21 protein-coding genes and 1 tRNA gene are annotated in these 25,519 nt (G+C 63.0%); 7 read left to right on the forward strand and 15 right to left on the reverse strand.

Features of this window, described 5'->3' with window-relative positions; genetic code table 11:
- Window positions 1-121 precede the first annotated feature (121 nt).
- Complete coding sequence (gene trxB, locus LPW30_RS09505) at window positions 122-1,072, reverse strand: thioredoxin-disulfide reductase (protein WP_238624280.1); 951 nt, start codon at window positions 1,070-1,072, stop codon at window positions 122-124.
- A 70-nt stretch (window positions 1,073-1,142) separates the two neighbouring features.
- Between trxB and LPW30_RS09510 the strand changes: the two genes are divergently transcribed.
- The 3 genes from LPW30_RS09510 to LPW30_RS09520 are packed head-to-tail and all read left to right on the forward strand — an operon-like array spanning window position 1,143 to window position 5,625.
- On the forward strand, window positions 1,143-3,644 hold the full coding sequence (locus LPW30_RS09510) for a DNA translocase FtsK (protein ID WP_420796949.1): 2,502 nt from the start codon (window positions 1,143-1,145) through the stop codon (window positions 3,642-3,644).
- A gap of 6 nt (window positions 3,645-3,650) precedes the next feature.
- On the forward strand, window positions 3,651-4,268 hold the full coding sequence (lolA, locus tag LPW30_RS09515) for an outer membrane lipoprotein periplasmic chaperone LolA (protein ID WP_025282296.1): 618 nt from the start codon (window positions 3,651-3,653) through the stop codon (window positions 4,266-4,268).
- A gap of 34 nt (window positions 4,269-4,302) precedes the next feature.
- Complete coding sequence (locus tag LPW30_RS09520; RefSeq protein ID WP_239680719.1) at window positions 4,303-5,625, forward strand: replication-associated recombination protein A; 1,323 nt, start codon at window positions 4,303-4,305, stop codon at window positions 5,623-5,625.
- A gap of 14 nt (window positions 5,626-5,639) precedes the next feature.
- Here the strand turns inward: LPW30_RS09520 and LPW30_RS09525 are convergent, their stop codons facing one another.
- The 6 genes from LPW30_RS09525 to LPW30_RS09550 all read right to left on the reverse strand — a co-directional run bounded on the left by LPW30_RS09525 (window position 5,640) and on the right by LPW30_RS09550 (window position 11,627).
- Complete coding sequence (locus LPW30_RS09525) at window positions 5,640-7,958, reverse strand: nitric oxide reductase activation protein NorD (RefSeq protein WP_239680720.1); 2,319 nt, start codon at window positions 7,956-7,958, stop codon at window positions 5,640-5,642.
- Window positions 7,959-8,008: 50 nt separating this feature from the next.
- Window positions 8,009-8,812, reverse strand: coding sequence for a CbbQ/NirQ/NorQ/GpvN family protein (locus LPW30_RS09530; protein ID WP_239680721.1), 804 nt, complete (start codon window positions 8,810-8,812; stop codon window positions 8,009-8,011).
- A gap of 74 nt (window positions 8,813-8,886) precedes the next feature.
- Entirely contained in the window at window positions 8,887-9,216 is a 330-nt protein-coding gene (locus LPW30_RS09535) for a ribulose bisphosphate carboxylase small subunit (RefSeq protein ID WP_239680722.1), read from the reverse strand.
- A gap of 74 nt (window positions 9,217-9,290) precedes the next feature.
- Window positions 9,291-10,712: a form I ribulose bisphosphate carboxylase large subunit gene (locus LPW30_RS09540; RefSeq protein WP_025282291.1), complete on the reverse strand. Its 1,422-nt coding sequence runs from the start codon at window positions 10,710-10,712 to the stop codon at window positions 9,291-9,293.
- A 246-nt stretch (window positions 10,713-10,958) separates the two neighbouring features.
- Complete coding sequence (locus LPW30_RS09545; RefSeq protein ID WP_025282290.1) at window positions 10,959-11,315, reverse strand: 2Fe-2S iron-sulfur cluster-binding protein; 357 nt, start codon at window positions 11,313-11,315, stop codon at window positions 10,959-10,961.
- A gap of 27 nt (window positions 11,316-11,342) precedes the next feature.
- Window positions 11,343-11,627: a 2Fe-2S iron-sulfur cluster-binding protein gene (locus LPW30_RS09550; protein WP_025282289.1), complete on the reverse strand. Its 285-nt coding sequence runs from the start codon at window positions 11,625-11,627 to the stop codon at window positions 11,343-11,345.
- A gap of 179 nt (window positions 11,628-11,806) precedes the next feature.
- Here LPW30_RS09550 and LPW30_RS09555 point away from each other — a divergent pair, with 179 nt between their 5' ends.
- The 3 genes from LPW30_RS09555 (at window position 11,807) to ahpF (ending at window position 15,726) form a co-directional block, all read left to right on the forward strand.
- Window positions 11,807-13,393 carry a nuclease-related domain-containing protein gene (locus LPW30_RS09555; RefSeq protein ID WP_239680723.1) on the forward strand — a complete coding sequence of 529 codons (1,587 nt, stop codon included), beginning with the start codon at window positions 11,807-11,809 and terminating at the stop codon, window positions 13,391-13,393.
- 118 nt (window positions 13,394-13,511) lie between these two features.
- A complete protein-coding gene (gene ahpC / locus LPW30_RS09560; protein WP_025282287.1) occupies window positions 13,512-14,075 on the forward strand; it encodes an alkyl hydroperoxide reductase subunit C in 564 nt (187 codons plus the stop codon).
- Window positions 14,076-14,169: 94 nt separating this feature from the next.
- A complete protein-coding gene (ahpF, locus tag LPW30_RS09565; RefSeq protein WP_239680724.1) occupies window positions 14,170-15,726 on the forward strand; it encodes an alkyl hydroperoxide reductase subunit F in 1,557 nt (518 codons plus the stop codon).
- Window positions 15,727-15,813: 87 nt separating this feature from the next.
- Here ahpF and LPW30_RS09570 read toward each other — a convergent pair whose 3' ends face one another.
- The 6 genes from LPW30_RS09570 to LPW30_RS09595 all read right to left on the reverse strand — a co-directional run bounded on the left by LPW30_RS09570 (window position 15,814) and on the right by LPW30_RS09595 (window position 20,939).
- Window positions 15,814-16,803 carry an SLAC1 anion channel family protein gene (locus LPW30_RS09570; RefSeq protein ID WP_025282285.1) on the reverse strand — a complete coding sequence of 330 codons (990 nt, stop codon included), beginning with the start codon at window positions 16,801-16,803 and terminating at the stop codon, window positions 15,814-15,816.
- 95 nt (window positions 16,804-16,898) lie between these two features.
- The gene (locus LPW30_RS09575) at window positions 16,899-18,344 is read right to left on the reverse strand and encodes a GntP family permease (RefSeq protein WP_025282284.1); all 1,446 of its coding nucleotides are present in this window, start codon (window positions 18,342-18,344) and stop codon (window positions 16,899-16,901) included.
- Window positions 18,341-19,432 (reverse strand): patatin-like phospholipase family protein, encoded by a 1,092-nt coding sequence (locus LPW30_RS09580; protein ID WP_025282283.1) that lies wholly within the window; start codon window positions 19,430-19,432, stop codon window positions 18,341-18,343. Before LPW30_RS09580 ends, LPW30_RS09575 begins: the two co-directional genes overlap by 4 nt.
- Window positions 19,433-19,495: 63 nt before the next feature.
- A complete protein-coding gene (locus LPW30_RS09585) occupies window positions 19,496-19,858 on the reverse strand; it encodes a hypothetical protein (RefSeq protein WP_239680725.1) in 363 nt (120 codons plus the stop codon).
- A gap of 53 nt (window positions 19,859-19,911) precedes the next feature.
- Entirely contained in the window at window positions 19,912-20,526 is a 615-nt protein-coding gene (locus LPW30_RS09590) for an NAD(P)-dependent oxidoreductase (protein ID WP_025282281.1), read from the reverse strand.
- A gap of 336 nt (window positions 20,527-20,862) precedes the next feature.
- Window positions 20,863-20,939 (reverse strand) — tRNA-Arg (locus LPW30_RS09595).
- A gap of 157 nt (window positions 20,940-21,096) precedes the next feature.
- Between LPW30_RS09595 and LPW30_RS09600 the strand changes: the two genes are divergently transcribed.
- The gene (locus LPW30_RS09600; RefSeq protein WP_239680726.1) at window positions 21,097-21,642 is read left to right on the forward strand and encodes a hypothetical protein; all 546 of its coding nucleotides are present in this window, start codon (window positions 21,097-21,099) and stop codon (window positions 21,640-21,642) included.
- Window positions 21,643-21,646: 4 nt separating this feature from the next.
- On the opposite strand, the gene LPW30_RS09605 is transcribed toward LPW30_RS09600, so the two are convergent.
- Window positions 21,647-24,892, reverse strand: coding sequence for a DEAD/DEAH box helicase (locus LPW30_RS09605; protein WP_239680727.1), 3,246 nt, complete (start codon window positions 24,890-24,892; stop codon window positions 21,647-21,649).
- 276 nt (window positions 24,893-25,168) lie between these two features.
- Complete coding sequence (locus LPW30_RS09610) at window positions 25,169-25,435, reverse strand: RnfH family protein (RefSeq protein ID WP_239680728.1); 267 nt, start codon at window positions 25,433-25,435, stop codon at window positions 25,169-25,171.
- Window positions 25,436-25,519: the final 84 nt, after the last annotated feature.

The following is a 25,519-nucleotide window of genomic DNA, read 5'->3' on the forward strand; positions in this document are numbered from 1 at the left end:
CAACGGCCCGCACCCCGCAAGCAGCTGGGGAGAGGGGAGAAAAGTCCCCGCCCTTCCGGCGGATGCGGGACCACCAGCCCCTCTCCCGCTTGTGGGAGAGGGGTTGGGGTGAGGGCGTCTTTTAAACCTCGTCCAGAAACCGCTCCGCATCCAACGCCGCCATGCAGCCGGCGCCCGCCGAGGTGACTGCCTGGCGGTACACATGGTCCATCACATCCCCCGCTGCAAACACCCCGGGGATGCTGGTGGCCGTGGCATTGCCGTCCAGACCGCTCTGCACGCGGATGTAGCCGTTGTTCATGTCCAGCTGACCCTCGAACAGATCCGTGTTCGGTTTGTGGCCAATGGCGATGAACACCCCCTGCAGATCCACATCCCGGGTCTCACCGGAATTCACGTGACGGATGCGCATCCCGGTGACGCCGGTCTGATCCCCCAGCACTTCGTCCAGCACATGATCCCAGGCGATGGTGACCTTGCCCTCGCGTTCCTTCTCGAAGAGCTTGTCCTGCAGGATCTTCTCTGCTCGCAGCTTGTCGCGACGGTGCACCAGGGTGACATGGTCGGCGATGTTGGCCAGATACAGGGCCTCTTCCACGGCCGTGTTGCCGCCCCCGATCACGGACACCTTCTGGCCGCGATAGAAGAACCCGTCGCAGGTGGCGCAAGCGGATACACCGCGGCCCTTGAAGACCTCCTCGGAGGGCAGGCCCAGGTACATGGCCGAGGCCCCGGTGGCAATGATCAGGGCATCGCAGGTGTAGCTGCCGGCATCGCCCGTGAGTCGAAAGGGCCGCTGACTCAATTCTGCCGTATGGATGTGATCAAAGATCACGTCCGTCTCGAAGCGTTCAGCATGACGTTTCATGCGGGCCATCAACTCCGGCCCCTGCACGCCGTCTGCGTCGCCGGGCCAGTTGTCCACGTCGGTGGTGGTGGTCAACTGGCCCCCCTGCTCCAGACCGGTGACCAGCACCGGATTCAGGTTGGCGCGGGCCGCGTAAACCGCAGCGGTATAGCCGGCCGGACCGGAGCCCAGGATCAGCAGGCGGCAGTGTTTGGCGTCACTCATCGTATACTGTCTCCCTCAAAGTATGGCCAATCTACTTAAAGCGACCGCGAGCGTAAAGGCGCCGGCGGTGATGGTGGGTGTGCGCCCGCTGGCGCTCCTACGGTACACTAGGCGGCTAGCCTTCAACCCAGACTCCAAATTGGCTCAGGCACGGCAAAAGAAAAAGGCGGAGAAGACCGTACGCGGCAAGCAGCCGACGCCCCGACGCCCCATGAGCGCACATGTGCGCCGGGGCCTGCGCGAGGGTGCGCTGCTGGTGCTCACGGCGGCCGCGGCCTATCTGTTCATTGCCCTGGCAAGCTACAACCCCGCCGACCCCGGCTGGTCCCAGACCGGCACCGGAATGCAGGTGAGCAACCTGGGTGGGCGTGTGGGCGCGTGGTTCGCGGATGTCTTCTTTTATCTGTTCGGCTATCTGGCCTATCTGGCGCCGGTGATGGTGGGCTACAGCGGGTGGCTGGTCTTCCGGGGGCGCAAGGATACCGGTGAACTGGATCTGCACACCCTGGGGGTGCGCTGGTTTGGCTTCGTGATCACCCTGGCCGCCGGCTGTGGTCTGGCCACCCTGCATTTTCTGCCCGGCATGCTGCCGCTCAATGCCGGCGGCATCCTCGGCGAAGTGATCGGCGAGGGGCTGGTGCCCATGCTGGACCTGGTGGGCGTGACCCTGTTCCTGCTGGCCCTGTTCCTCACTGGCGTGACCCTGTTCACCGGGCTGTCCTGGCTGGCCCTGATGGATGCCGTGGGCAGGGGCGTGCTGTGGCTGGTGGCCCGTGGCCGGGAGAAACTGGCCGTCATCATGGAACGCCGCGCCCTCAGGCGTGCCGAGAAGGCCCGCGAGGCCGAGGTGAAAAAGGAGGAAAAACGCAAGCAGGCCGAGGCCCGCAAGGAGGAAAAGCGCCAGCAGGCAGAGAAACAGGCTGCCGAGAAGGCCTCCCGCAAGACCCGCAAGAACGACAAGCCAAGGATCGAGCCGGTGCTGGAACCGATGGTGTCCGAACCCCAGCCCGCGGTTCCCAAGGCCAGGAAACCCAAAATGCAGTTGTCGCTGTTTGGCGATGACAGCATCGATCCCAACGCCGCGCCGCCGCTGAAATTGCTGGACGAGCCCAAGGCCCAGGAGGGCGGCTTCACCGAGGAATACCTGGAACAACTCTCCCGTCTGGTGGAGGAAAAACTACAGGACTTCGGTGTGCAGGTGGAGGTGGTCGAGGTCCACCCCGGACCGGTGATCACCCGCTTCGAGCTTCAACCCGCGGCCGGCGTGAAGGTGAGCCGTATCTCCGGCCTGTCCAAGGACCTGGCCCGGGCCCTGTCGGTGATCAGCGTGCGCATCGTCGAGGTGATCCCCGGAAAGTCCACCGTGGGCCTGGAGATCCCCAACCAGAAGCGGGAACTGGTCAGTCTCTCGGAGATCATCCGCGCACCGGTCTTCGATGGTGCCGGATCGGCGCTCACCCTGGCCCTGGGCAAGGACATCGGCGGTTCCCCCGTGGTGGCCGACCTGGCCAAGATGCCCCACCTGCTTGTAGCTGGCACCACCGGCTCGGGTAAATCCGTGGCCATCAATGCCATGCTGCTCTCCTTGCTGTTCAAGGCCCGCCCGGAAGAGGTGCGCCTGATCCTCATCGACCCGAAGATGCTGGAGTTGTCCATCTACGGGGACATCCCGCATCTGCTGGCCCCGGTGGTCACCGACATGAAAGAGGCCTCCAACGCCCTGCGCTGGGGCGTGGCGGAGATGGAGCGCCGCTACAAGCTCATGTCCCACCTGGGGGTGCGCAACATCGCCGGCTACAACCGCAAGCTCAAGGAGGCGTCGGCCAAGGGCGAACCCATCCGCGATCCCTTCTACAACCCCCAGGCGGCCCTGAATCCGGACGAGCCGGCACCGGAGCTGCAGCCGCTGCCCTTCATCGTCATCGTCGTGGACGAGTTTGCCGACATGATGATGGTGGTGGGCAAGAAGGTGGAGGAGCTGATCGCCCGCCTGGCCCAGAAGGCCCGGGCCGCAGGCATTCACCTGATCCTGGCCACCCAGCGCCCCTCGGTGGACGTGATCACCGGCCTGATCAAGGCCAACATCCCCACCCGCATTGCCTTCCAGGTCTCCTCCCGGGTGGACTCGCGCACCATCCTGGACCAGATGGGGGCGGAGCAGTTGCTCGGTCACGGGGATATGCTCTACCTGCCGCCGGGCAGCGGCCACCCCGTACGTCTGCACGGGGCCTTCGTGGCGGACCACGAGGTGCACGAGGTGGTCAACTTCCTCAAGGCTCAGGGCGAGCCCGAGTATGTGGACGCGGTCCTGGAGGAACCCGAGTCCGGTTCGGCGGTCGTACCAGGACTGGAGCCGGTGGACAGTGGCGAGGAGTCCGACCCCTTGTACGATCAGGCCGTGGCCATCGTCCTGGAGTCGCGCAAGGCGTCCATCTCCTATGTGCAGCGGCGCCTGAAGATCGGCTACAACCGCGCCGCCCGCATGATCGAGGACATGGAGAACGCCGGCGTGGTCAGCCCCCTGCAATCCAACGGTAATCGGGAAGTACTGGCGCCCGCGCCACAGGAGTAGTGCATCATGCGCAGATTTTTGATCCTCTTGGCCCTGCTGGGGCTGATGACCGCCCCTGCCCAGGCCGACAATGCCCGCGAGCGCCTCAACCATTTCTTTCAGGAGATGGAGAGCTTCCAGGCCGATTTCGAGCAGGTGGTGCTCACGGAACAGGACGAGGTCATGCAGGCCACCGAGGGGCGAGTGTATCTCAAGCGACCCGGTCAGTTCCGCTGGGACTACGAAAAGCCCTATACCCAGCAGATCATCGCCGATGGCCAGTTCCTGTGGACCTACGATGAAGACCTGGCCCAGGCCACGGTGCAGGAGATGGATGAAGTGCTGGGCCGCACCCCGGTCATGCTGCTCTCCCAGCCTCGACCCCTGGAAGAGGATTTCCACGTGGAAGAGCAGGGCGAGATCGAAGGCCTGAGCTGGCTGGCCCTGACCCCGCGGGAAGCAGGCTCGGATTTCGAACAACTACTCATTGGCATGGACGGGCGTCAGGTGCGCATGATGGTGCTGTATGACCAGTTCGGTCAGCAGACACGGATCCGCTTTGGCGACATGGACATCAATCCCGACATTCCCGCCTCCCGGTTTCGCTTCGAGCCCCCGCCGGGTGTGGACGTGATGCACAACTAAGGTGCCCAGGGCGCCTGATCCATCCTCTGACGCCATGGCCGTATCCGATTCCATCAACCCCGCCCGCCCCCTGGCCGACCGGATGCGGCCGACTCATCTGGATGAGTATGCCGGCCAGCAGCACCTGCTTGCCCCCGGCAAGCCCCTGCGCCGGTCCATCGAGGAGGATCACCTGCACTCCATGGTCTTCTGGGGGCCGCCGGGCACCGGCAAGACCACCCTGGCCAGACTGATCGCCCACTACTGCGGCGCCCGCTTCATCACCCTCTCCGCCGTGCTCAGCGGCGTGAAGGACATCCGCGCCGCCGTGGAACAGGCGCGGCAGACCCAGCAGCAGGAACACCGGCCCACCCTGCTGTTCGTGGATGAGGTGCACCGCTTCAACAAGTCCCAACAGGATGCCTTTCTGCCCCATGTGGAGGACGGTACCCTGGCCTTCATCGGGGCCACCACGGAAAACCCCTCGTTCGAGTTGAACAACGCGCTGCTCTCGCGGGTACGCACCTATGTGCTCAAGAACCTGGAGCCGACGGATCTTCGCGTCATCATCGACCGGGCCCTGGAGGATGCCCAGCGGGGCCTGGGCGACCGTCACCTGCACATGGCCCCGGAGTTGCGGGATCTGCTGGCGCAGATGGCCGACGGCGACGCCCGTCGCGCCCTGAATCTATTGGAGATTGCCGCCGACCTGGCCAGGGATGAAGGGCAGGGGCCCGTGATCGACCAGGCCATCCTGGAGGAGGTCACCAGCCAGGGCCTGCGCCGTTTCGACAAGGGGGGCGAGCTCTTCTACGACCAGATCTCCGCCCTGCACAAGTCCGTGCGCGGCAGTGACCCGGACGCGGCCCTGTACTGGTTCTGTCGCATGATCGACGGCGGCTGCGACCCGAGCTATCTGGCCCGACGCATCGTGCGCATGGCCAGCGAGGACATCGGCAATGCCGACCCCCGGGCGCTCACCCTGGCCCTGCAGGCCTGGGACACCTACGATCGTCTGGGCAGCCCGGAGGGGGAACTCACCCTGGCCCAGGCGGTGATCTATCTGGCCTGCGCGGCCAAGAGCAATGCGGTGTATGTGGCCTACAACACCGCCCTTGAGGATGCCCGCAAGCGCGGCACCCAGGAGGTGCCCCTGCACCTGCGCAATGCCCCCACGCGGCTGATGAAGCAGCTGGATTACGGCAAGGGATACCGCTATGCCCACGACGAGGTGGATGGTTTTGCGGCGGGGGCCTGCTATTTCCCGGAGGGCATGGGAGAGCCCCGGTATTACGAGCCGGTGGAGCGGGGGCTGGAGATCCGCATCCGGGAGAAGCTGCTGGATCTGCGGCGGCGGAATCGGGAGAGTCGGTCGTAGGGGGAGATTACCCCCTACCGCGTCAACCCCGCATATAGCGTCGGCAACGTCTCCGGCAGCCGGGCCACATGGTCCACCACCATATACCGCTTGGCCCCGAAGATCCGCTCCACATAGTCATCCGCATGAGGATCCAGGCTCATGCAAAAGGCATCCACGCCGTGCTTGGCCACCTCTTCCACCGCATGACGCGCATCCTGGCGCAGGTACTGGGGATCGCGCACATCCGTATCTGAAGGCTCCCCGTCGGTGATGATGAGCATCAGCTTCTTGCGCGTGGGCTGACGCCGCAGCACCTCCCCGGCATGACGGATGGCCGTGCCCATGCGGGTGGACAACTGCCCCTTCATGCCGGCCAGGCGACCCTTCACCTTATCGTCGTAGGCATCCTCAAAATCCTTGAAGCGGAAATACTCCACATCGTGGCGCCCATCGGAATCAAAGCCGTGGATGGCAAAGGGATCACCGATGCGATCCATGGCGCCGGCCAGCAGGGCGGTGGCCTCCCGGGCCAGTTCCAGGATGGTGCTGCCGGTGCCGCGCACCGGATCATTGGTGGACTCGGACAGATCGATGAGCACCAGAACGGACAGATCCCGCACCTTGCGCTCATGCCGGATGTGCACCCGAGGGTCTGGCTGGCGCCCCATGCGCAGGTCCACCATGGACTCCACCAGGGCGTTCAGGTCCAGATCATCCCCCTCGGGCTGGCGGCGATGGCGCACCATGCCCTGGGGCTGCAGGGCCTCGATGAGGTACTTCAGGCGACTGATCAGCGGCTTGTGCTTGTCGGCCACCGCGTCGATCACGGCCGGGTCGCCCATCAGCGGGCGGCGCTCCAGCAGCGTGCACCAGTGGGGCCGCTCCAGCTGCATCTGGTAGTCCCACTCCTGATAGTGATAAGGGAGGGAGACGGGCGGCTTGCCCTCCTGCTCATTGAGGCTCACGTCCTCCGAGTCCCGGAAGAACTCGGAGCTCAGGATCAGGATCTGCTGGGCATCGTCGCCGGCAAAGGGCACGTCCAGCTCGTTGATCATCTCCATCAATGAGACGTGGACACGCTCCTGCTGGGGTTGCCCGAGGCGGATGGTGTCGAAGTCCTCCTCGGAGCCCAGGGCCCAGATGTAGCGGTTATCATCCCGGTACAGCACAGGGATGTGGTCGTGCACCGCGTGAAAGCGGGCGGAGCCGGGGAAATGAGGGGCCAGTTCGAAGGCCAGTTCCCAGGCCAGGCCATTGCGTTCCAGGTTGTCCCCCTGGGCGGCGAAGGCCTCGCGGGCGCGGATCACGAAGGGGTGGTCGTCCTGGTAGTCGGGATCCAGTAGGGCCCGGGCGGTGCGGCCCAGCAGCGGGGTGACCCGGTCGCCATCCTCCGGGGTGGTCACGTGCAGGGGCGCCCAGATCTGGCGCAGGCCCGGGAAGGCGTTCAAAGCCAGGGTTTCCACCCGGGCGTCCTCGATCAGACCCACCAGCATCCCGGTGATACCGCCAGGGTTATCGGCGGGCATGCGGGCACGGCTATAAACCACATGCGCGGCCGCATGGGCGGCGGTGGCTCGATAGATCTGCAGGCCACTGAGGCCATGCTCGTCATCGTAGGCATCGGGGACGTGGACGGTGAATCCCTCGATATAGGGGCGTACCCCTTCCTTGGACTCGAAGTCGCCACTGGTGGGACGCAGGAAGAAGTCCCGGGCCCACAATGCCCGCAGGTACATGTTGATGCGTCGATGTACATCCACGAACAGGGTGCCGCGACGCTCCTTCTGGAACACGGACTGGGATTCGGGGGTTTCCAGGGCGAAGTAGGCCACCTGGGCCTTGAAATCGCGCCCATGAACCTTGGCACCCCACAGGGCCCAGCGGCGCAGGCCGCCCAGGGTGAGATGGGTGAGCAGCACGTCCAGGTGTTCCAGCATGGGACGGATGCCCCGGGGGGCCTGGGCCACCAGGTTTTCCAGCAGCCCCAGGTAGCGCAGGAACAGATCCGGGTCGCCCAGGCGACGGGCGGCGATGGGGCTGGTGGCGATCACAAGCCCCACCACAGCGCCGCTGGTCTTGGAGGAGAGTCGGGCAGCGGCTTCCAGCAGGTGGCGCACCGCCTCCTCGCCCAGTTCCCGGGCCACACTGGGGGCCTCCTGGATGAAGTCGATCACGGGCTCGCTGCCCCGGCCCAGGCTCTTCAGGGCCTCGGCGCCATCCAGGTAATAGTGCTTGAGGCCAAAGGGGCTGAAGGTGCGCACCGCTTCCTGCCAGGCGGCCCCCATCACCTCTTCGGCATGACCTCCCAGGTCATCCAGCAGATCCCGATAATCTTCCAGATCGATGCTCATGGCAGTCCCCTCTGATGGACCTGACAATCATTGCTGTCGTGGCAACGGGCTCAGAAGAAGGTGGTGACCGCCGCATCCAGCGCATCGCGCATGTCCGGGTCGTCGGTCAGGGGGCGCACCAGGGCCATGCGGCAGGCGGCCAGGGGAGCCACATCCCGGGCGATCAGGGAGCCGGCATGGACCAGCATGCGGGTGGAGATGCCCTCATCCAGGCCGTGACCCTTCAGGTTGCGGGCCCGCTCGGCCACGCCCACCAGTTTGCCGGCCACATCATTGGAGACGCCGGTCTCGTGGGAGACGATCTCCTTCTCCACATCGGCCTCCGGATAAGCGAAATCCAGCGCGCCGAAACGTTGTTTGGTGGATTGCTTCAAATCCTTCATCAGACTCTGGTAACCCGGGTTGTACGAGATCACCAGCTGAAAATCCTCATGGGCCTCCACCAGCTCCCCTTTCTTTTCCAGGGGCAGCACGCGGCGATTGTCGGTGAGGGGGTGGATCACCACCACGGTGTCCTGCCGGGCCTCCACGACTTCGTCCAGATAGCAGATGGCGCCATGACGGGCGGCCAGGGTCAGCGGGCCGTCCTGCCAGCGGGTGCCATTGGCATCCAGCAGGTAACGTCCCACCAGATCGGAGGCGGTCATGTCCTCGTTACAGGCCACCGTGATCAGGGGCTTGCCCAGCTTCCAGGCCATGTATTCCACAAAGCGGGTCTTGCCGCAGCCGGTGGGACCCTTGAGCATCATGGGCATGCGCACGGCATAGGCGGCTTCATAGAGATCCACCTCGTCACCCACGGCGCGGTAGTAGGGCTCCTGGGTGACCTGATAATCGCGAACTTGTTCGTGCATGGGGGTCTCCTGGTAAGCCCCTCTCCCGCTGGCGGGAGAGGGGTTGGGGTGAGGGCAGGGCAGTCGCCCCGGGCTCAGCCCTTGTGCACCAGCATGGAGGTGCCCTGGCACTGGGCGTAGTTGTCGTAACCGATCAACCGCACCAGGTGACCCGGGTTCTCCTTCTTGCAGGCCTCCACTTCGGCCAGCACGGTGTCCACCGACTGCTCGCCGAACATGGGCAGCTTCCACATGTACCAGTAGGAACCGAAGGCGTTCTCGGGCTCGCTGTGCTCGATGGCCGGGTTCCAGCCCTGGTCCACCAGATACTGGATCTGCTGGCGGATCTGCTCGTCGGTCATCTGCGGCAGGTAGGAGAAGGTTTCGTACTTCTGTTCAGCCTTGAAGCTCTGAATATCGGACATGGTGTCATCCTCTCTTGATCAGGTGGTGCGAGCGACCAGGCGCCGCCCGCGCAGGGTTCAATGAACAGGTTCGATCAGCGGTGCTGTACGTCCAGCTTGTCCACAGTGTCGAACTCGAACTTGATCTCCTTCCACGTTTCCATGGCGACCTTGAGTTCGGGGCTGTGCCCGGCTGCGGCGGTGAGGATGTCCTTGCCCTCCTTCTCCAGCTCGCGACCTTCGTTGCGGGCCTGCACACAGGCCTCCAGGGCCACACGGTTGGCGGTGGCGCCGGCTGCGTTGCCCCAGGGATGACCCAGGGTGCCGCCGCCGAACTGGAACACGGCATCGTCACCGAAGATGGAGACCAGTGCGGGCATGTGCCACACGTGGATGCCACCGGAGGCCACGGCGAAGACGCCGGGCATGGAGCCCCAGTCCTGATCGAAGAAGATGCCGCGGGAACGGTCTTCCTTGACATAGTCCTCGCGCAGCAGGTCGATCCAGCCCAGGGTGGCGTCACGGTCGCCTTCCAGCTTGCCCACCACGGTGCCGGTGTGCAGGTGGTCACCGCCCGACAGACGCAGGATCTTGGCCAGCACCCGGAAGTGGATGCCGTGGCGCGGATGACGGTCCATGACCGCGTGCATGGCGCGGTGGATGTGCAGCAGCATGCCGTTCTCGCGGCACCAGTTGGCCAGGCCGGTGTTGGCGCAGAAGCCGCCGGTGATGTAGTCGTGCATGATGATGGGGGCACCGATCTCCTTGGCGTACTCGGCGCGCTTGTACATCTCTTCCGGGGTGGGCGCGGTCACGTTCAGGTAGTGGCCCTTGCGCTCGCCGGTTTCCTGCTCCGCCTTGTCGATGGCCTCCATGACGAAGTCGAACCGCTGACGCCAGCGCATGAACGGCTGGGAGTTCACGTTCTCATCGTCCTTGGTGAAGTCCAGGCCACCGCGCAGGCATTCATAAACGGCGCGGCCGTAGTTCTTGGCGGACAGGCCCAGCTTGGGCTTGATGGTGCAGCCCAGCAGGCCGCGGCCATACTTGTTCATGATGTCGCGTTCCACCTGGATGCCGTGCGGGGGGCCACCGCAGGTCTTCACATAGGCAATGGGGAAGCGAACGTCTTCCAGACGCAGGGTACGCACGGCCTTGAAGCCGAACACGTTGCCCACCAGGGAGGTGAACACGTTGACCACCGAACCTTCCTCAAACAGGTCGATGGGGTAGGCGATGAAGGCATAGAAGCACTCATCGTCACCAGGGACGTCTTCGATCTGGTAGGCACGGCCCTTGTAGTAGTCCATGTCGGTCAGCAGGTCGGTCCACACCGTGGTCCAGGTGCCCGTGGAGGACTCGGCGGCCACGGCGGCGGCAGCCTCTTCGCGATCCACACCCGGCTGCGGGGTGATCTTGAACACCGCCAGGATGTCGGTATCGCGGGGGGTGTATTCCGGGGTCCAGTACGTCTGGCGGTAATCTTTTACACCAGCACTGTAGGTCTTGACTGCCATCGTCGACTCCTTTGGATTTTATGGTTCTGGCGCGCCCCTTGCCGGCAGAGCCGGTGTCGGGAGCTCAACAACATTTGCTTCGACGTGAGAAAGACTACAATAAGTGCGGGTATAATTAATAATCAATTGTTGTGATTGTTTGGATAACCTAAGGGTTATACCTTGAAAATGCAGAGGGGCGAGTGTCTGGCTCGCCCCTCGCGTCCCCAGGGTAGTCCCCGTGTGTGAACCGCCCCGCCTCAGGGCTTAGTTCACCCCATACTCCACCAGCAAATCCTCATCCCGCACGATCATCTGGCAGGCCAGGCGCCACTGGGGCGGGAAATCGTCCACGGACATCTGCTCGATCTCTTCGGCGGTGAGCTTGCCCAACTCCTGGAGCACGGTCTGTTCCTTCACGGTGAGGGGGCCGCCCTTGGGCTTGGTCTTGCCCAGGTGGGTGACGCGCACCAGGCAGGTGCCGCATTCGCCGTCCTGGCAGTCGAACTGAATGGGCAGCTTGTTCTCCCGGGCGATCTTGAGGATCGTTTCCGTGTGGCTGCCGGCCACGGCGTAAACGGTCTTGTCTTTGTAGTCAGGATGCGAAAAAGTGATGTTTGGCATGATAGTGATCTCCGGAATAGGGCAGGATCAGGCGGGACGAACGGTCACGTCGCCGAGGATCTGGGCCTGGCAGGCCAGGCGCTGGTGGCGGCCTGCGTTGTTCTCCTTGAGGGCCTTATGCTCCACCACCGATGGTTCGGTCAGATTGTTCCAGCCTTCCTCCACCTGCATCATGCAGGTGCCGCAGTCCCCTTCGCGGCAGCCGTAGATGATGCCTGTGCCCACCTTTTCGGAGATGTCGATGACGCGGGCGCCCACGGGGGCGTTCACGGTGAGATTGATGTCTTTAAAGGTCAGTTTGGCTCTTGCCACGGCGTGCTCTCCTCGAGTCTTGGTTGGTTTGTGTGTCGCGCGGGCCTTTGCTGCAAGAGGCATGCCGAAAAAGAAATTGATAAGTGATTGATTAGGTGCGGAAATTATTTTAATGTCCTGTGATAAATCCGACCCTTTGTGGGGTTTCGGACACCGCGACGTGGGTTAAGGAGTCTTGCATGTTGATGAAGCAACCGGATGATCGATCCCCTCATCTGTTCGAGCTGGAACAGTTGAAGGAGGCCTACCCGGAGCATGCGGGGGAGATCGACCCGCTGATCCTGCGACTCTATTTGTTGGACGCCCAACGCATGTTTGCGGAAACCGTGAACCTGCACCTGGCGGAGCCTTTGGAGGATGTGGTGGTCCTGCATGACCTGCGTCTGCCGCTGGGTGACGAGGTGGTGGAGATTGATCATCTGCTCATCAACCGCAGCCTGCAGATCACCCTGGTGGACTCCGGCTTCATGGGGGCCGAGTCGGTCAAGGTGAACCGGCTGGGCGAGGCGTTCATTCGTTCCCCGGAGAGCGACGAGTGGGTGGGTGTGCGCGCCGCCTTTCAGGAGCTTTTCGACAAGGCCGCCAAGCTGGAGCGGATACTGGATCGCGAGCGCTGGCCCAAGCGGCTGGGCATGCGCCTGGCCCACCCGGTGGAGGTGTGCGTGGTGCTGTCGGACGAGGATGAGGTGATCATCGAGAACCCCACCCGCTGGGAAGACCGGGTGATGAAGATCACCGACTTCATCCGTCATTACGAGAAGACGAAGATGAAGTTCACCCTCACTTACGGTCCGCTCAACGTGATCCAGACGGGGCTGAACCGGGTGAGCAAGGCCACTATGGAGAAGGCCGCCAAATTGATCCTGGATCTGCATGAGTTCGAGCCGGCCAACTACTCCGAACGTCTGGGGCTGGAACTGGACTTGTCCGGGTCCGACATGGATCAAAATCGCATCCTCAAACGCCATGGTCTGCCCGATGCGCTGGATGAGTTCATGCCACTGGATGAACTGCCGCGCAGCCTGGATGAGATGGCCCCCGAGGGGGAGGCGGCCTGGGAGGGGCAGACTCCGGAGAGTGAACCGGAATGGGCACCTGAGCCCGAGCCTGCTGCGCAGACGCCACCGGCGCCCGTACCCGCGACGGACGTCCAACCCCAGGATGGGGACAGTGAAATCTCTCCCGCCGAGGAGGCTCCGGCACCCGCAAGGAAGGGCAAGGGGCGAGGTAGCCGATCCGCAACGGGCAAGGCCGCCGGGGGCAAGGGCACCAAAGGGTCCAGGGCCACACAAAGCAAGACACCCCGCAAGAAGACTGCCAAGGACAAGGCTGCGAGTACTGCCAAAGCGGCCTCCAGGTCGGCATCCGGGGCAACATCCGGTGATGACTCCGCGAAGGCTCAGGATGCGGATGCCACTCAGGCCAAGCCTGCGCCGACGGAGACTCCAGGGGAGATCGCCGGGGTGGCTGATCCGAAAGAATCCGCGGTCAAGGAGGGTGCGAAGGCTGCCGCGGCCAAACCCACTGACAAGGGCACTGATCAGAGCCCCCATGAATCCTTGCCATCTTCCCGTATTGCCGCCTCATTGAAGATGAAGACGCCGCAGTTCCTGGAAATGATGGAAGAGCGGGGTTATCTGGCGCGGTCCGCGGAGGGCGGGCTGGAGTTGACCGAGAAGGGTAGGGAGCTTGGGGGGCAGGCCAAGGGCAAGGGAGGGAATCGCTCCTTCTCCTGGCCCAAGGGAATCAGGGACACGCTGAAGTAGATAGCTAAAAACTATCAATAGGATCAAAACAAGCGATTGCACTCCGCTGCACTGCGATATTAGAATGCGTCTAACTCGAAATCGCAGTGCAACCCTAAGCAACCAAGGAGCTCAATCCATGTCCCTGATCAACACCGAAGTCAAGCCGTTCAATGCCACCGCTTACCACAATGGCGAGTTCGTGCAGGTGAGCGAGGAAAGCCTCAAGGGTCAGTGGTCGGTGTTCTTCTTCTACCCCGCCGACTTCACCTTCGTGTGCCCCACCGAACTGGGTGATCTGGCCGATAACTATGAAGAGTTCAAGAAGCTGGGCGTGGAGATCTACAGCGTTTCCACCGATACTCACTTCACCCACAAGGCCTGGCATGACAGCTCCGAGACCATCAACAAGCTGCAGTACCCCATGCTGGCCGACCCGACCCTGACGATCTCCCGCAACTTCGAAGTGCTGATCGAAGACGCCGGTCTGGCCGAACGTGGCACCTTCGTGATCGATCCCGAAGGTCGCATCCAGATCATGGAGATCAACGCCGGCAACATCGGCCGCAACGCCGAAGAGCTGCTGCGCAAGGTCAAGGCTGCCCAGTACGTGGCTGCGCACCCCAACGAAGTGTGCCCGGCCAAGTGGAAGGAAGGTGAGCAGACCCTGGCTCCGTCCCTGGATCTGGTGGGCAAGATCTAACTCACGCCCCCACTGCAGATTGCAGGATCCGGCGCCCGGGTGATCACTCGCCCGGGCGTTTTTGTTTGGACACCATTACTGAGGTATCACCGGCATGCTGGACGCAAATCTCAAGACACAACTGAAAGCCTACCTGGAAAAGGTGAGTCAGCCCCTGGAGATCGTTGCCACCCTGAATGATGGCGACAAGTCACGGGAACTGAAGGGGTTGCTGGAGGACGTGACCAGTCTCACCGACAAGATCACCCTGCGCACCGATGGCCAGGATGGTCGCGCCCCCTCCTTTGCCATCAATCGACCGGGCGAGGACACCGGCATCGTCTTCGCCGGCATCCCCATGGGCCATGAGTTCACCTCCCTGGTGCTGGCCCTTTTGCAAGTGGGTGGCCACCCGCCCAAGGCCAGTGAAGAGGTGGTGGGGCAGATCCGTGCCCTGGAAGGTGAGTTGCACTTCGAGACCTACTACTCCCTGTCCTGCCAGAACTGCCCGGACGTGGTGCAGTCCCTGAACGTGATGGCCCTGCTCAACCCGAACATTCTTCACGTGGCCATCGACGGTGCCTTGTTCCAGGATGAGGTGGAAGCGCGGGAGATCATGTCCGTGCCCAGCGTCTACCTCAATGGGCAGCCCTTTGATCAGGGCCGCATGACCCTGGAGCAGATTCTGGCCAAGGTGGATACCAACGCCTCCGCCCGCGATGCCGAGAAGCTCAATGCCATGTCCGCCTTCGACGTGCTGGTGGTGGGCGGTGGCCCCGCCGGGGCCTCATCGGCCATCTATGCGGCACGCAAGGGCATCCGCACCGGTGTGGCGGCGGAGCGCTTCGGTGGGCAGGTGCTGGACACCATGTCCATCGAGAACTTCATCTCCGTGCCGCACACCGAGGGCCCCAAGCTGGCCGCGGCCCTGGAAGAACACGTGAAGGAATACGACGTGGACATCATGAACCTGCAGCGGGCCGTGAAGCTGGTGCCTGCCAAGAGTGAGAATGGGCTGCACGAGGTGGAGTTCGAGTCCGGCGCCCGCCTCAAGAGCAAGACCGTGGTCCTGGCCACCGGCGCCCGCTGGCGGGAGATGAACGTGCCCGGCGAGCAGGAATATCGCAACAAGGGTGTGGCCTATTGCCCCCACTGTGATGGCCCCCTGTACAAGGGCAAGCGCGTGGCGGTGATCGGCGGCGGCAACTCCGGTGTGGAGGCGGCCATCGATCTGGCCGGCGTGGTGGCCCATGTCACCCTGGTGGAGTTCATGACGGAACTTCGGGCCGATGCGGTGCTGCAGAAGAAGCTGCGCAGTCTGCCCAATGTGGACATCATCACCCACGCCCAGACCACCGAGGTGAACGGGGACGGCAACAAGGTGAATGGCCTGACCTACAAGGATCGGGACACCGACGAGACCAAGCGCATTGATCTGGAAGGGATCTTCGTGCAGATCGGTCTGGTGCCCAACACCGAGTGGCTGCGTGAGTCGGGTCTGGAGCTCAGTGGTCGCGGCGAGATCGTCACTGATGCCCATGGCATGACATCGATCTCTGGCGTGTTTGCTGCGGGTGATGTGACCACGGTGCCCTACAAGCAGATCGTGATCGCGGTGGGCGAGGGCGCCCGGGCGGCGCTGGGGGCCTTTGATCATTTGATTCGGCACTGATGTGAAGGAGGGGAGAGGCCTCTTCCCTCACCCCAACCCCTCTCCCCAAGGGGGAGAGGGGCTATGTTTTTCAATACGACTCGGGGGTTAATCAGGCACAAAGAGTTTCCCGGTCACCAAGGCGGTCGTCGTCCTCGCGAGCACCGCCAGGATCACAAAGGTGGTCAGGGTGAGCACGGCCCCGGCCACCAGGGTGAGGCCGATGCCTCGCATCGCGTCCAGATACTCCAGGGTGGCGATGGACATGGCCGCCAGCGGGAAGGTGTAGGCCCACCACGAGACAAAGAAGGGCACCTTCAGGAACTGCGGCGTCAGGCTGACATTCAGCACCGTGATGAACAGGCCCACATACACCAGCATGCGTACCAGCATGTCCACCTCGTGCCCCATCAGCCCCATGTAACCGATCATGCCCACGGCGGGTGGTGCGATGAGGATGAACAGGGTGGGCAGGAACTTGGCCGGCAGCGGATTGTGGAAGACGATGCGGTAGAAAACGATGGTGAACAGGATGATCCAGAAGATCATGCCGATGGAGAAGAAGAACCAGGAGGTCTCCACGAACCCCAGTTGTACGCCACCTACCGGCACCAGCAGGTTGCCCACCACCGGGATGAACCAGGCCGGGTTGATCATGTTGATCTCGTGGGACTGATTGATCCAGCGCCCGATCAGATACACCGTGGCCATGAAATGCAGGGTGGTGCCCACGGCCCAGAGCACCAGTGCCAGCGCTGGCCAGTGATCCAGCGCCGCCATACTCAGCAGCAGCAGGGAAATGCTGAAGGTGGGGAAGAAGTTCACACGGATGGGGTGCCTGAACTCCGCCACCACCTCGTCGAAGTGCCGCATGGCCTTGGCGAGATAGAGCAGGGTGATGCTCACGAAGATGGCCGCCCCCAGGATGAGCAGTGCCTCGCCGATGACGGCCGGCAGTCCCAGCACGTCGTGGGCCTTGCGCCAGGCCAGCCCCAGTCCGGTGATGCCCATCACCATGGCGAACAGGGGGATGGGCACATGCATCAGCCAGTGGCTGGGGCCGGGTGCTTCACTGGTTTGGCTGGAAGGGGATTCCATGGTGCGGGACTCCTGGTGGCATCGGTGGGTCGAGAGGGTGGCCTCGGGTCCATATTTCCTTGCGCACTATAAATAAGAAAACGCTGATATACAAATCAGAAACTGCCGAATACCGTTCCCAGGGTGATGAGGACAATCAGTGACAGGAAGGGTGCCAGCATGGCCACCATGGCCAGGTCGAAATAGGCCTGGCGGTGGGTGAGGCCGCAGATGGCCAGCAGGGTGATCACCGCGCCGTTATGGGGTAGGGTGTCCAGTCCACCGGTGGCCACGGCGGTCACCCGGTGCAGCAGTTCGGGGTCGATGCCCTGGGCCCGAGCCATCTCCATGTAGGTCTCGCCCAGCGTGGACAGGGCGATGCTCATGCCCCCCGAGGCGGAGCCGGTCATGCCGGCCAGGATGTTCACCGCAATGGCCAGAGAGATCAGGGGGTTGTCACCGCCCAGCCCCACCACCGTATCGCGGATCAACATGAAGGCGCCCAGCGAGGCGATCACGGCGCCAAATCCCACCAGACTGGCGGTGTTGAAGATGGGCAACAGCGAGGCATTGGCGCCGTTGTCCACCGATTGCTTGAGCTTGGGCAGGCGTTTCCAGTTGAAGGCGATCACCACCATCAGTGACAACACCAGGGCGGCGATCACCGACCAGATCCCCCGAACCTGCTCGATGCTGGTCTCGCCGTATATCGGCAGGGCGAGGAAGTCGGTGTCCATGCGCGGGATGATCAGGAAGGTGAACAGTAGGTTGATGGCGATCACCAGCACCAGGGGCAGCATGGCCAGGAAGACCGACGGCGGCGCGACCGGACGCTGTTCCACCGGCAGTTCCATCAGGTCAAAGCCCTCGCCTGCAGAGCGTTCGCGTAGTTCTTTGTCCGGCGTGAACTCGGCATCCGGGTGGTCCCCATAGCCCTCGTGGGCCAGTTTGCGGGCCCGATAACCGAGCCAGAGCATGCCCAGGCCGAACATGACCAGGGCCGTGATCACACCGAGCCCGGGTGCGGCAAACGGCGAGGTGCCGAAATAGGGCATGGGGATGGCGTTCTGAATGGCGGGTGTGCCCGGCAGGGCGGTCATGGTGAAGGTGAAGGCCCCCAGGGCGATGGTGGCCGGGATCAAACGCTTGGGGATGTCCGCCTGACGGAACAGGGCGGCGGCGATGGGGTAGACGGCAAAGGCCACCACGAACAGGGAAACCCCACCATAGGTCATGAGTGCGCAGGAGAGCACCACAGCCAGCATGGCCCGCTTGCTGCCCAGCCAGCGAATGATGGCGCGGGCCAGCACATCGGCGCTGCCTGAGTCCTCCATGAGCTTGCCGAAGATGGCCCCCAGCAGGAACACGGGAAAATACAGGGTGATGAAGTCGCCCGTCGCCCCCATGAAGATCTGCGTATAGCTGCCCAGTACCGGGCCGTCCTGGGTGGCCAGCACCGCAAAGGTGGCCAGCGCCGGGGCCAGTATCAACAGACTGATGCCCCGGTAGGCCAGGTACATGAGCAGGCCCAGGGCAATCAGGATGACCAGGATGTCCATCATGAGCGTGGTTCCCCTGAGGTGTCTTTGTTGCCCCCCTGATCCAGGTCCGGCGGGGCGAAGGTGTCGGTGAACAGGCCCCTGAGGTCAAAGCTGGAGCGTTGGCCCAGGTCGTCGAAGTGTTCATTCAGGAAGGCGTCGGCCCAGTTGCGGCCGCGGTCCCTCAAGTAGGTGAGGTATTCCCATTCGGCGTTGAGCTTGCTGGAGGCATCCAGGTCCTTGAGTTCCTCGTGGGCGTGGATCAGGTGTACGAAGATGTCTCGATAGCGCTCCGATTCCAGTTTTTCGGCCTCGATCAGTTGATGCAACAGCTCGATGGCGCGCAGTTCCTTGATCAGGCTGGCGTTGAAGGTGATCTCGTTGAGTCGATTGATGATGTCCCGACCGGTGCGGGGCAGTTCTTCCCGAACCATCGGGTTGATCTGCACGATGACCAGATCACGGGTGGTGGTGTCCTCCACCAGCGGGTAGAGGGCCGGATTGCCGATATAGCCGCCGTCCCAGTAAGCCTCGCCGTTGATCTCCACAGCCTGGAACATGAAGGGCAGGCAAGCGGATGCCATCACGGTGTCGACGGTGAGCTCTGGCTGGGTGAAGATGCGCCCCCGACCCGTGCGCACATTGGTGGCGGTGACGAACACCTTGAGTTCGCTGCAGTGATTGACCCGCTCGAAGTCGATCTGGGCGGCCACCAGATCCCGCAGGGGGTTGATGTTCAGCGGGTTGAGTTCGTAAGGGGAAAACTGCCGGGTGAGCTGTTCGAAGAACAGATACCCCGGGGAGTGGTCCATGCTGAAGCGGCCGCTGAGGCGATCCCAGATCGTGCGCTGGATGGGGGAGAGCCTGGCCCCGTCGCTCACGGCCTTCCAGAAGGCGGTGAGCGCATCGCGAGCCCCTTCGCGGCCGGCCCGATCCAGCCCGTCGGCCATGACCACGGCGTTCATGGCCCCGGCGCTGGTGCCGCTGACGCTGCTGATGTGGATACGGGGATCCTCCAGCAGGCGATCCAGAACCCCCCAGGTGAGCGCACCATGGGCGCCGCCCCCCTGCAGGGCAAGGTCGATGGTCTTGGAAGGGGCGCTGTTGCTCATGTCACTGGTTCCTGTGTGATCGGGCAATCATCATAGTCGGTTTGTGGCAGGCGCCAAGGGGTTCTAAAGTTCCCCCTGACCGGAATGCCTCAGCCCTAACGCGTTGGCCAGGGTGGGCCGGATGACGATGACCGCGAAGGAGGCAATGAATGCCGCGATGGGCCCATGGGCAGCCCACCAGAGGAAGAAGGCCAGTGCCAGCATGGCCACTTCCACTCCCGGCATGCGGTACACCAGGCGTTCGAGTCGGTCTTCCGGGAACCGGCGCACGCTCCACAGTGGCGACTGCTTGCGTTCCTCGTCACTCAGGGGTATGTCCCCGCGCTCATGGCTTTCGAGATCGGCGTGCAGCTTGGCGCTGATCAGGCCGATCCCGATGCAGAGGACGGACGCGCCACCCGCAGTGAGAATCATTGGTGTATTCAAGGAGGTGTTTCCTGCCATGGATGAATGATTGCCGGTTCCCGTCGGGTGAGGGTTCAGGTCACGTGCGGGGCCTGCCGCAGATACGTCTCATCGTCCAGCTGAATGAGTACGAAAGAGGCCACATCGGCCCGTGAAATCCGGGCTGCTATGGTATCGACATCCACACCGGCCTGATAATTCCCCGTGGGCGGGCCATCGAACAGTCCACCGGGGCGCACGATGGTCCAGTCCAGGGGGCTCTCCTTGAGTATTTTTTCCTGCGCCTCCTTGTCCTTCATCACGCCGCGCAGGAAGATGGCGCTGACGATCTTGAAGAACAAGGGGACCTGCTGAGCGCTTTCTCCCACGCCCATGGAACTGACCGCCACCACCCGCTGGATACCGTGGCGTTGCATGGCCTCAATGATCAGTCGGGTGCCTTCGCTACAGACGGTGGGCGGACTCTTTCGGGTGGGCCCGAGGCTGATCACCACGGCCTCGCAGCCCTCGAGCACGCGTGACACAGCGTCCGGGTCCAGTACATCCCCCTTGATGGCCACCACCTCGGGCAGATCCGGTACAGACTCTGGATTGCGCGCCAGCACCCGGCAGGAATGGCCACGCTTGACTGCCTGTTCTACCACCTGGGCACCCACACCGCGGGTACCACCAAACACTGCAATCTTCATGGCGGGCTCTCCTGGATTCCAATCCTGGTCATCGTAGCGCTTGCCAGGCCGGGACAGAAGGGGGTCACGGACCCTGGCGACGCATCGGACACGGGAGAATCGTGGGATGGGCGGCGCCTGCGGAATTTGGATGCCTGGTCATCAGGCGGGGCGTATCGAAGGGGGTTGCAGTCTGAAACACGATGCCGATCTGTGCGCCGTCTGCTCGTCGCGGGTGGCAAAAGACTTGATCTCCAGCTTTGACAAGCGTGGGGGGGAAGTGGGGGGTAATTCTTGAATTTCGGCCAAAAACAAAAAAGGCCTAGCACCTCGTCGATGCTAAGCCTTTGATTTATATGGCGCGCCCGGAAGGATTCGAACCTCCGACCACCTGGTTCGTAGCCAGGTACTCTATCCAGCTGAGCTACGGGCGCGCTGAATTGGAAGCGCGCATTATGGTCATCCTGGCCCCCCGCGTCAAGCCCAGGAGGGGAGAAATTTTCGGGTGGTTCCTTGATTTCCGCGTGTTGACCGTTTGCAGCGTGGGGGCAATACTGCCGGAAAACCACGCAAACCCTGGCGAGGAGCCACATGCCCGACCTTCCCGAGACACCGTCCACCGCTGCGCGGCCGGATCTGGACTGGAGCCAGGTCCGCGAGACCGTGATGATGCTGCAACTGGCGGTGGCGCAGATCGAGCGGACCATGCGCGATGGTAACGACTCCGTCGAAACCCTGACTGCGTCGTTCACCCATATGGTGGGAAAGACCCAGGTGATTCACGCGGCCGCCGATGGCCTGGAAGATAGCCAGGAGAAACAAAGTATCCTGGAGAACTGCAGCGCCGTGGAGTCCAGCATGTCCGACGCCATCGTGGCGTTCCAGTTTTACGACCGACTCTCCCAGCGCCTCACTCACATCGGTAACAGCCTTGAGGGGCTGGCAGAACTGGTGTCCGACTCCAGGCGGCTGTACAACCCCTATGAATGGAGTGGGCTGCAAAGCGCCATCCGTGCCAAGTACACCAACGAGGCGGATCGGGCCATGTTTGACGCCATGCTGGCCGGTGCCAGTATCGAAGAGGCCCTCAAGCACTCCGAGCCATCATCCAGGGATGACGATATCGAGTTGTTCTAGCCTTCTACCCCGGTTCGGGTGCAAACAGGGCATGGATCATGTCCGCGTCGATCGGGGGCTCATCCGCATCCCGTTTCTCATCCCCATAGACATTGTCTGCCAGCTTCTGCTTGCGGGCCTGCATGGCCAGAATCTTCTCTTCCACGGTGTTTTCCGTGATCAGCTTGTACACGAATACCGGTTTGTCCTGGCCGATGCGGTGGGCACGGTCCGTGGCTTGGGATTCCACTGCTGGATTCCACCAGGGGTCGTAGTGGATCACCGTGTCGGCCTCGGTGAGGTTCAGGCCCACGCCGCCGGCCTTGAGACTGATCAGCATGAGGTTGGCGTGACCGTTGCGGAAGATATCCAGCGCCTCCTCGCGCTTGCGGGTCTGCCCGGTGAGCTTGGAATAGCCGATATGGGACTTTTTCAATTCCTGCTCGATCAATCCCAGCATGGTGGTGAACTGGGAGAACAGCAGCACGCGGCGGCCTTCGTCCAATAGCTCCGGCAGCATCTCCATGAGCATCTGCAACTTGGCCGAAGGCGCGGAGCCGGCCTGGGCGCTGGCGGGCAGCAGGCGCGGGTCGCAGCACACCTGACGCAGCTTGAGCAGGGCGTCGAGCACCGTGATGTGGCTGCGGGCCAGGCCGCGCTTGGCGATGGCGTCGCGCACCTTCTTTTCCATGGCCAGACGGATGCTCTCGTACAGGGCGGCCTGCTTGCCGCTGATGGGGGTGCTGCGCAGTAGTTCGGTCTTGCCGGGCAGTTCCTTGGCAACGATGTCTTTGGTGCGCCGGAGCATGAAAGGGGTGGTGCGCCGGGTAAGGCGCCGGAGCTTGTCGCCATCGTTGTGTTTCTCGATGGGGGTGCGATAGGTGCGGGAGAACTGCTCCTGGCCGCCCAGAAAACCCGGCATCAGGAAATCGAACTGGGCCCATAGCTCCCCCAGGTGGTTCTCCATGGGCGTGCCGGTGAGACAGAGGCGATGGGTGGCCTTGATGCGACGCACCACCTGGGAGGCCTGGGCACGAGGATTCTTGATTTGCTGAGCCTCGTCCAGGATCAGAAAGCTGAAATCCTGGGCCAGGAGTTCCTCGCTGTCGCGGGGAAGCAGGGGGTAGGTGGTCAGTGCCAGGTCCATCCCGGGTAACTGCTCGTAATACCGTTTGCGGTCCGGCCCATGAAGGGTGAGCACCTTGAGATCCGGAGTGAACTGTTCGGCCTCCCGGCGCCAGTTGCTCATCAGACTGGTGGGCGCGACGATCAGGGCCGGGTGGTCCAGGCGACCGGCCTGTTTCTCGATGGCCAGGTGCGCCAGGGTCTGTACGGTCTTGCCCAGGCCCATGTCATCGGCCAGCACACCGCCCAACTGGTATTCCCGCAGGAACTGCAGCCAGTTCAAGCCTTGCTGCTGATAAGCGCGCAGGTCTCCCCGGAAATCCCGGGGTGGCTCGACCGGGGTGAGGGCCTCGAACTGGGTGAGACGGCGCGCCATGTGTTGCAGGTCCTGGCCACCCTGGACCTTGGCATCTCCCAGTTCCAGCAGCCGGGGCGCATCCAGGCGGGACAGGCGCAGGCTCTGCTGCCCGGGTGCCAGGTGGTCGTACAGGTCGATAATGGCCTGCAGCACGGGCTCGATCTGCTCGCGGGTCACCTGCACGTAACTTCCATCCTGCATGGGCAGGGCCAGGGTGGGTGGCAGACGCCCGGGTTGATAACTGCCGATGAGTTCGCTCACCAGGGGCAGCAGGGGCACCTTGCGACCGTCCACCTCCAGGTCGAAGTGCAGGTCGAACCAGCCGTTGCCTTCGTCCACCTGGGCGTGGACGTCCTCGGCCACATCCAGTCGCGGGATGTCCCCTTCTTCGTGATGGATGCGCCAGCCTTCTTCCTGAAGACGGGGGAGGGTCTGGTTAAGCAATTCCAGCCAGCGGGTCATGATGACCTGCTGGCTGATGCCCAGGCTTTCCAATGCGAACTGACTCGGCACGACCGGGTCTCGCACCAGGCCCTCCTGGGTGAGCCGTTCGATGCACTGTGCTTCAGTGATCACATCCCGGTGGATCTCGGCCAGTCCACCGCTCACCTTGGCGGTGACGACAGGGGTCGGGGCCAGGGGTGACAGGGGGAGGCCCTCGTAAAGGAAATTCAGATCCAGGATGGAGTGGGTCAGGTTCAGCCTGTCCACGTGAACGGTCAGTTCGGGTACCGGGGCCACGTCCTTGATCGTGCGCACGTTGAGCGCCTTGGGTCTGGGCAACTGGGGATATTGAATGGCCAGGGTTTCGCTCACCTCCTGCAGTTCCTCGGGCGAGACGAGTGGCGCATCCGGCACATAACTGAGCCAGCGTGCGTTCAGCCCCTCCGGAACCTCCAGAGCGCCCACCTCGTGGGTTTCGGGGTCCACGTACCGGGGTGGACGCAGATCCACGGGCAGGCCGCCCTTGGGCTCGGTTTGTGCGACCAACCGGAAATCCCCGTCTTGTTCAAGCCACGTCAACGCGACGGTTCGGGGCTCGCCGGGCTGCAGGGGTTGGTCGCGATCCCGTCCCCAGAAAAGCCTTCCCGTCTGCAGCATGAGATCCATGGCGATACCCCCCGCCAGATTCTGCAGTTTGATCGGCGCCTGGAAATGCATGTTGCTGATATAGAGTTGGCTCAGGATGTCCTGATCAGTGGGGTTCAGATACTCCTGGTGCATTCCGTAGGGGTTCATCAGCGTCTGCAAGCCGATTTCGCGCCCCAGGGCCGCGGTGCCGTTCTTCCGGGTCCTGGCCACACGGCAGGTCACCGCGTACTCGGTGTCCGCACCGATCTCGACCCTGTCCAGTTGATAGACCAGGAATTCGTCGCTGATACGCTCCTTGAACCCTTCCTGGCTCATTAGCGCCATCTCTTCCAGCCAGTCCGTAAAGGGCTGTTTCGCATGTGGCGCCGAATTGAGGGCCTCGCCATCCATGTAGGCCAGGCAGGCCGCCACCACATGTTTGCACTGGACCCTCACCGGGCAGTTGCAGTCCCCGAATATCCGCAGGTGTCGGGGATCTTGACCGGGCTTGATCCGCACGGTCTGGCGGTAAAACCGGCTGCCGCTACCCAGGGTTTCCGCGATGAAGTGCAGATCGTCCGGGTCGTCCCGAATGACATCCACGAAGATGACGTGGCCTTCGTAAAAGTATTTCTTTCCGCGCTGGAAGGCGCCTGGGTCGGCGTATTCTCTGATGACCTCCAGGGTCAGGGGGGGGCGACTGCGTGGTTTGGGCATGGCTTGGATCGGTCACGGGGATCAGGGGCCGCAAAGGCTAACACAGCATAGAGCCTTGATGACCCTGCGGGTTGCCCAGGATGGGGTCCACCTCAATCAGCCGCCATCAGGTTGAACGGGGGCTGTACCCATCGTCTTGCGGGCGCTTCGCGAAGCGCCCGTACAGGATGCTCTATGGGAAACGGATTGCATACCTGGCAACGTCCGGCACGCAATAGCCATGCTTGCGAAATGGTTGGTGGGGCCTCGCTCGTTCACCGTGACAGGTCGCGCCGCTCAGTCGTCGTCATCATCCTCATCGTCATCATCATCCACGACCGTGATGGGGCGGTAGATCTCCACACGGTCGCCGTCCTGGACGGGATTGTCCAGCTTGCAGAACTTGCCGAAGATCCCCACCTTCTGGGTGTCCAGGTCGATGTCCGGGAACCGTTTGAGGATGCCGGATTGCTCGATGGCCTGTTGCACGGTGGCCCCCTCGGGGAGGTCCACCTTGAGCCAGGCCCGGTCGTTGGGGTCGCTGTAGGCTACGCCGACGCGCATGGGAGTGCTCCTGTGTTGTGTTGAAAGACGACCCTCACCCCAACCCCTCTCCCGCAAGCGGGAGAGGGGCTATGTCTTTTGCTC

It is taken from the genome of Ectothiorhodospira variabilis (genome assembly GCF_022227625.1).
GTDB lineage: Bacteria > Pseudomonadota > Gammaproteobacteria > Ectothiorhodospirales > Ectothiorhodospiraceae > Ectothiorhodospira > Ectothiorhodospira haloalkaliphila.

Coding starts and splice junctions, on each gene's coding strand:
- LPW30_RS09510 (WP_420796949.1), top strand. CDS start 1,143: ATGGTGGGTGTGCGCCCGCTGGCGCTCCTACGGTACACTAGGCGGCTA.
- LPW30_RS09535 (WP_239680722.1), bottom strand. CDS start 9,216: ATGTCCGATATTCAGAGCTTCAAGGCTGAACAGAAGTACGAAACCTTC.
- LPW30_RS09530 (WP_239680721.1), bottom strand. CDS start 8,812: ATGCACGAACAAGTTCGCGATTATCAGGTCACCCAGGAGCCCTACTAC.
- LPW30_RS09600 (WP_239680726.1), top strand. CDS start 21,097: ATGCCCGACCTTCCCGAGACACCGTCCACCGCTGCGCGGCCGGATCTG.
- LPW30_RS09525 (WP_239680720.1), bottom strand. CDS start 7,958: ATGAGCATCGATCTGGAAGATTATCGGGATCTGCTGGATGACCTGGGA.
- trxB (WP_238624280.1), bottom strand. CDS start 1,072: ATGAGTGACGCCAAACACTGCCGCCTGCTGATCCTGGGCTCCGGTCCG.
- LPW30_RS09555 (WP_239680723.1), top strand. CDS start 11,807: ATGTTGATGAAGCAACCGGATGATCGATCCCCTCATCTGTTCGAGCTG.
- LPW30_RS09605 (WP_239680727.1), bottom strand. CDS start 24,892: ATGCCCAAACCACGCAGTCGCCCCCCCCTGACCCTGGAGGTCATCAGA.
- LPW30_RS09570 (WP_025282285.1), bottom strand. CDS start 16,803: ATGGAATCCCCTTCCAGCCAAACCAGTGAAGCACCCGGCCCCAGCCAC.
- ahpF (WP_239680724.1), top strand. CDS start 14,170: ATGCTGGACGCAAATCTCAAGACACAACTGAAAGCCTACCTGGAAAAG.
- LPW30_RS09520 (WP_239680719.1), top strand. CDS start 4,303: ATGGCCGTATCCGATTCCATCAACCCCGCCCGCCCCCTGGCCGACCGG.
- LPW30_RS09590 (WP_025282281.1), bottom strand. CDS start 20,526: ATGAAGATTGCAGTGTTTGGTGGTACCCGCGGTGTGGGTGCCCAGGTG.
- LPW30_RS09540 (WP_025282291.1), bottom strand. CDS start 10,712: ATGGCAGTCAAGACCTACAGTGCTGGTGTAAAAGATTACCGCCAGACG.
- LPW30_RS09580 (WP_025282283.1), bottom strand. CDS start 19,432: ATGAGCAACAGCGCCCCTTCCAAGACCATCGACCTTGCCCTGCAGGGG.
- LPW30_RS09575 (WP_025282284.1), bottom strand. CDS start 18,344: ATGATGGACATCCTGGTCATCCTGATTGCCCTGGGCCTGCTCATGTAC.
- lolA (WP_025282296.1), top strand. CDS start 3,651: ATGCGCAGATTTTTGATCCTCTTGGCCCTGCTGGGGCTGATGACCGCC.
- ahpC (WP_025282287.1), top strand. CDS start 13,512: ATGTCCCTGATCAACACCGAAGTCAAGCCGTTCAATGCCACCGCTTAC.
- LPW30_RS09610 (WP_239680728.1), bottom strand. CDS start 25,435: ATGCGCGTCGGCGTAGCCTACAGCGACCCCAACGACCGGGCCTGGCTC.
- LPW30_RS09545 (WP_025282290.1), bottom strand. CDS start 11,315: ATGCCAAACATCACTTTTTCGCATCCTGACTACAAAGACAAGACCGTT.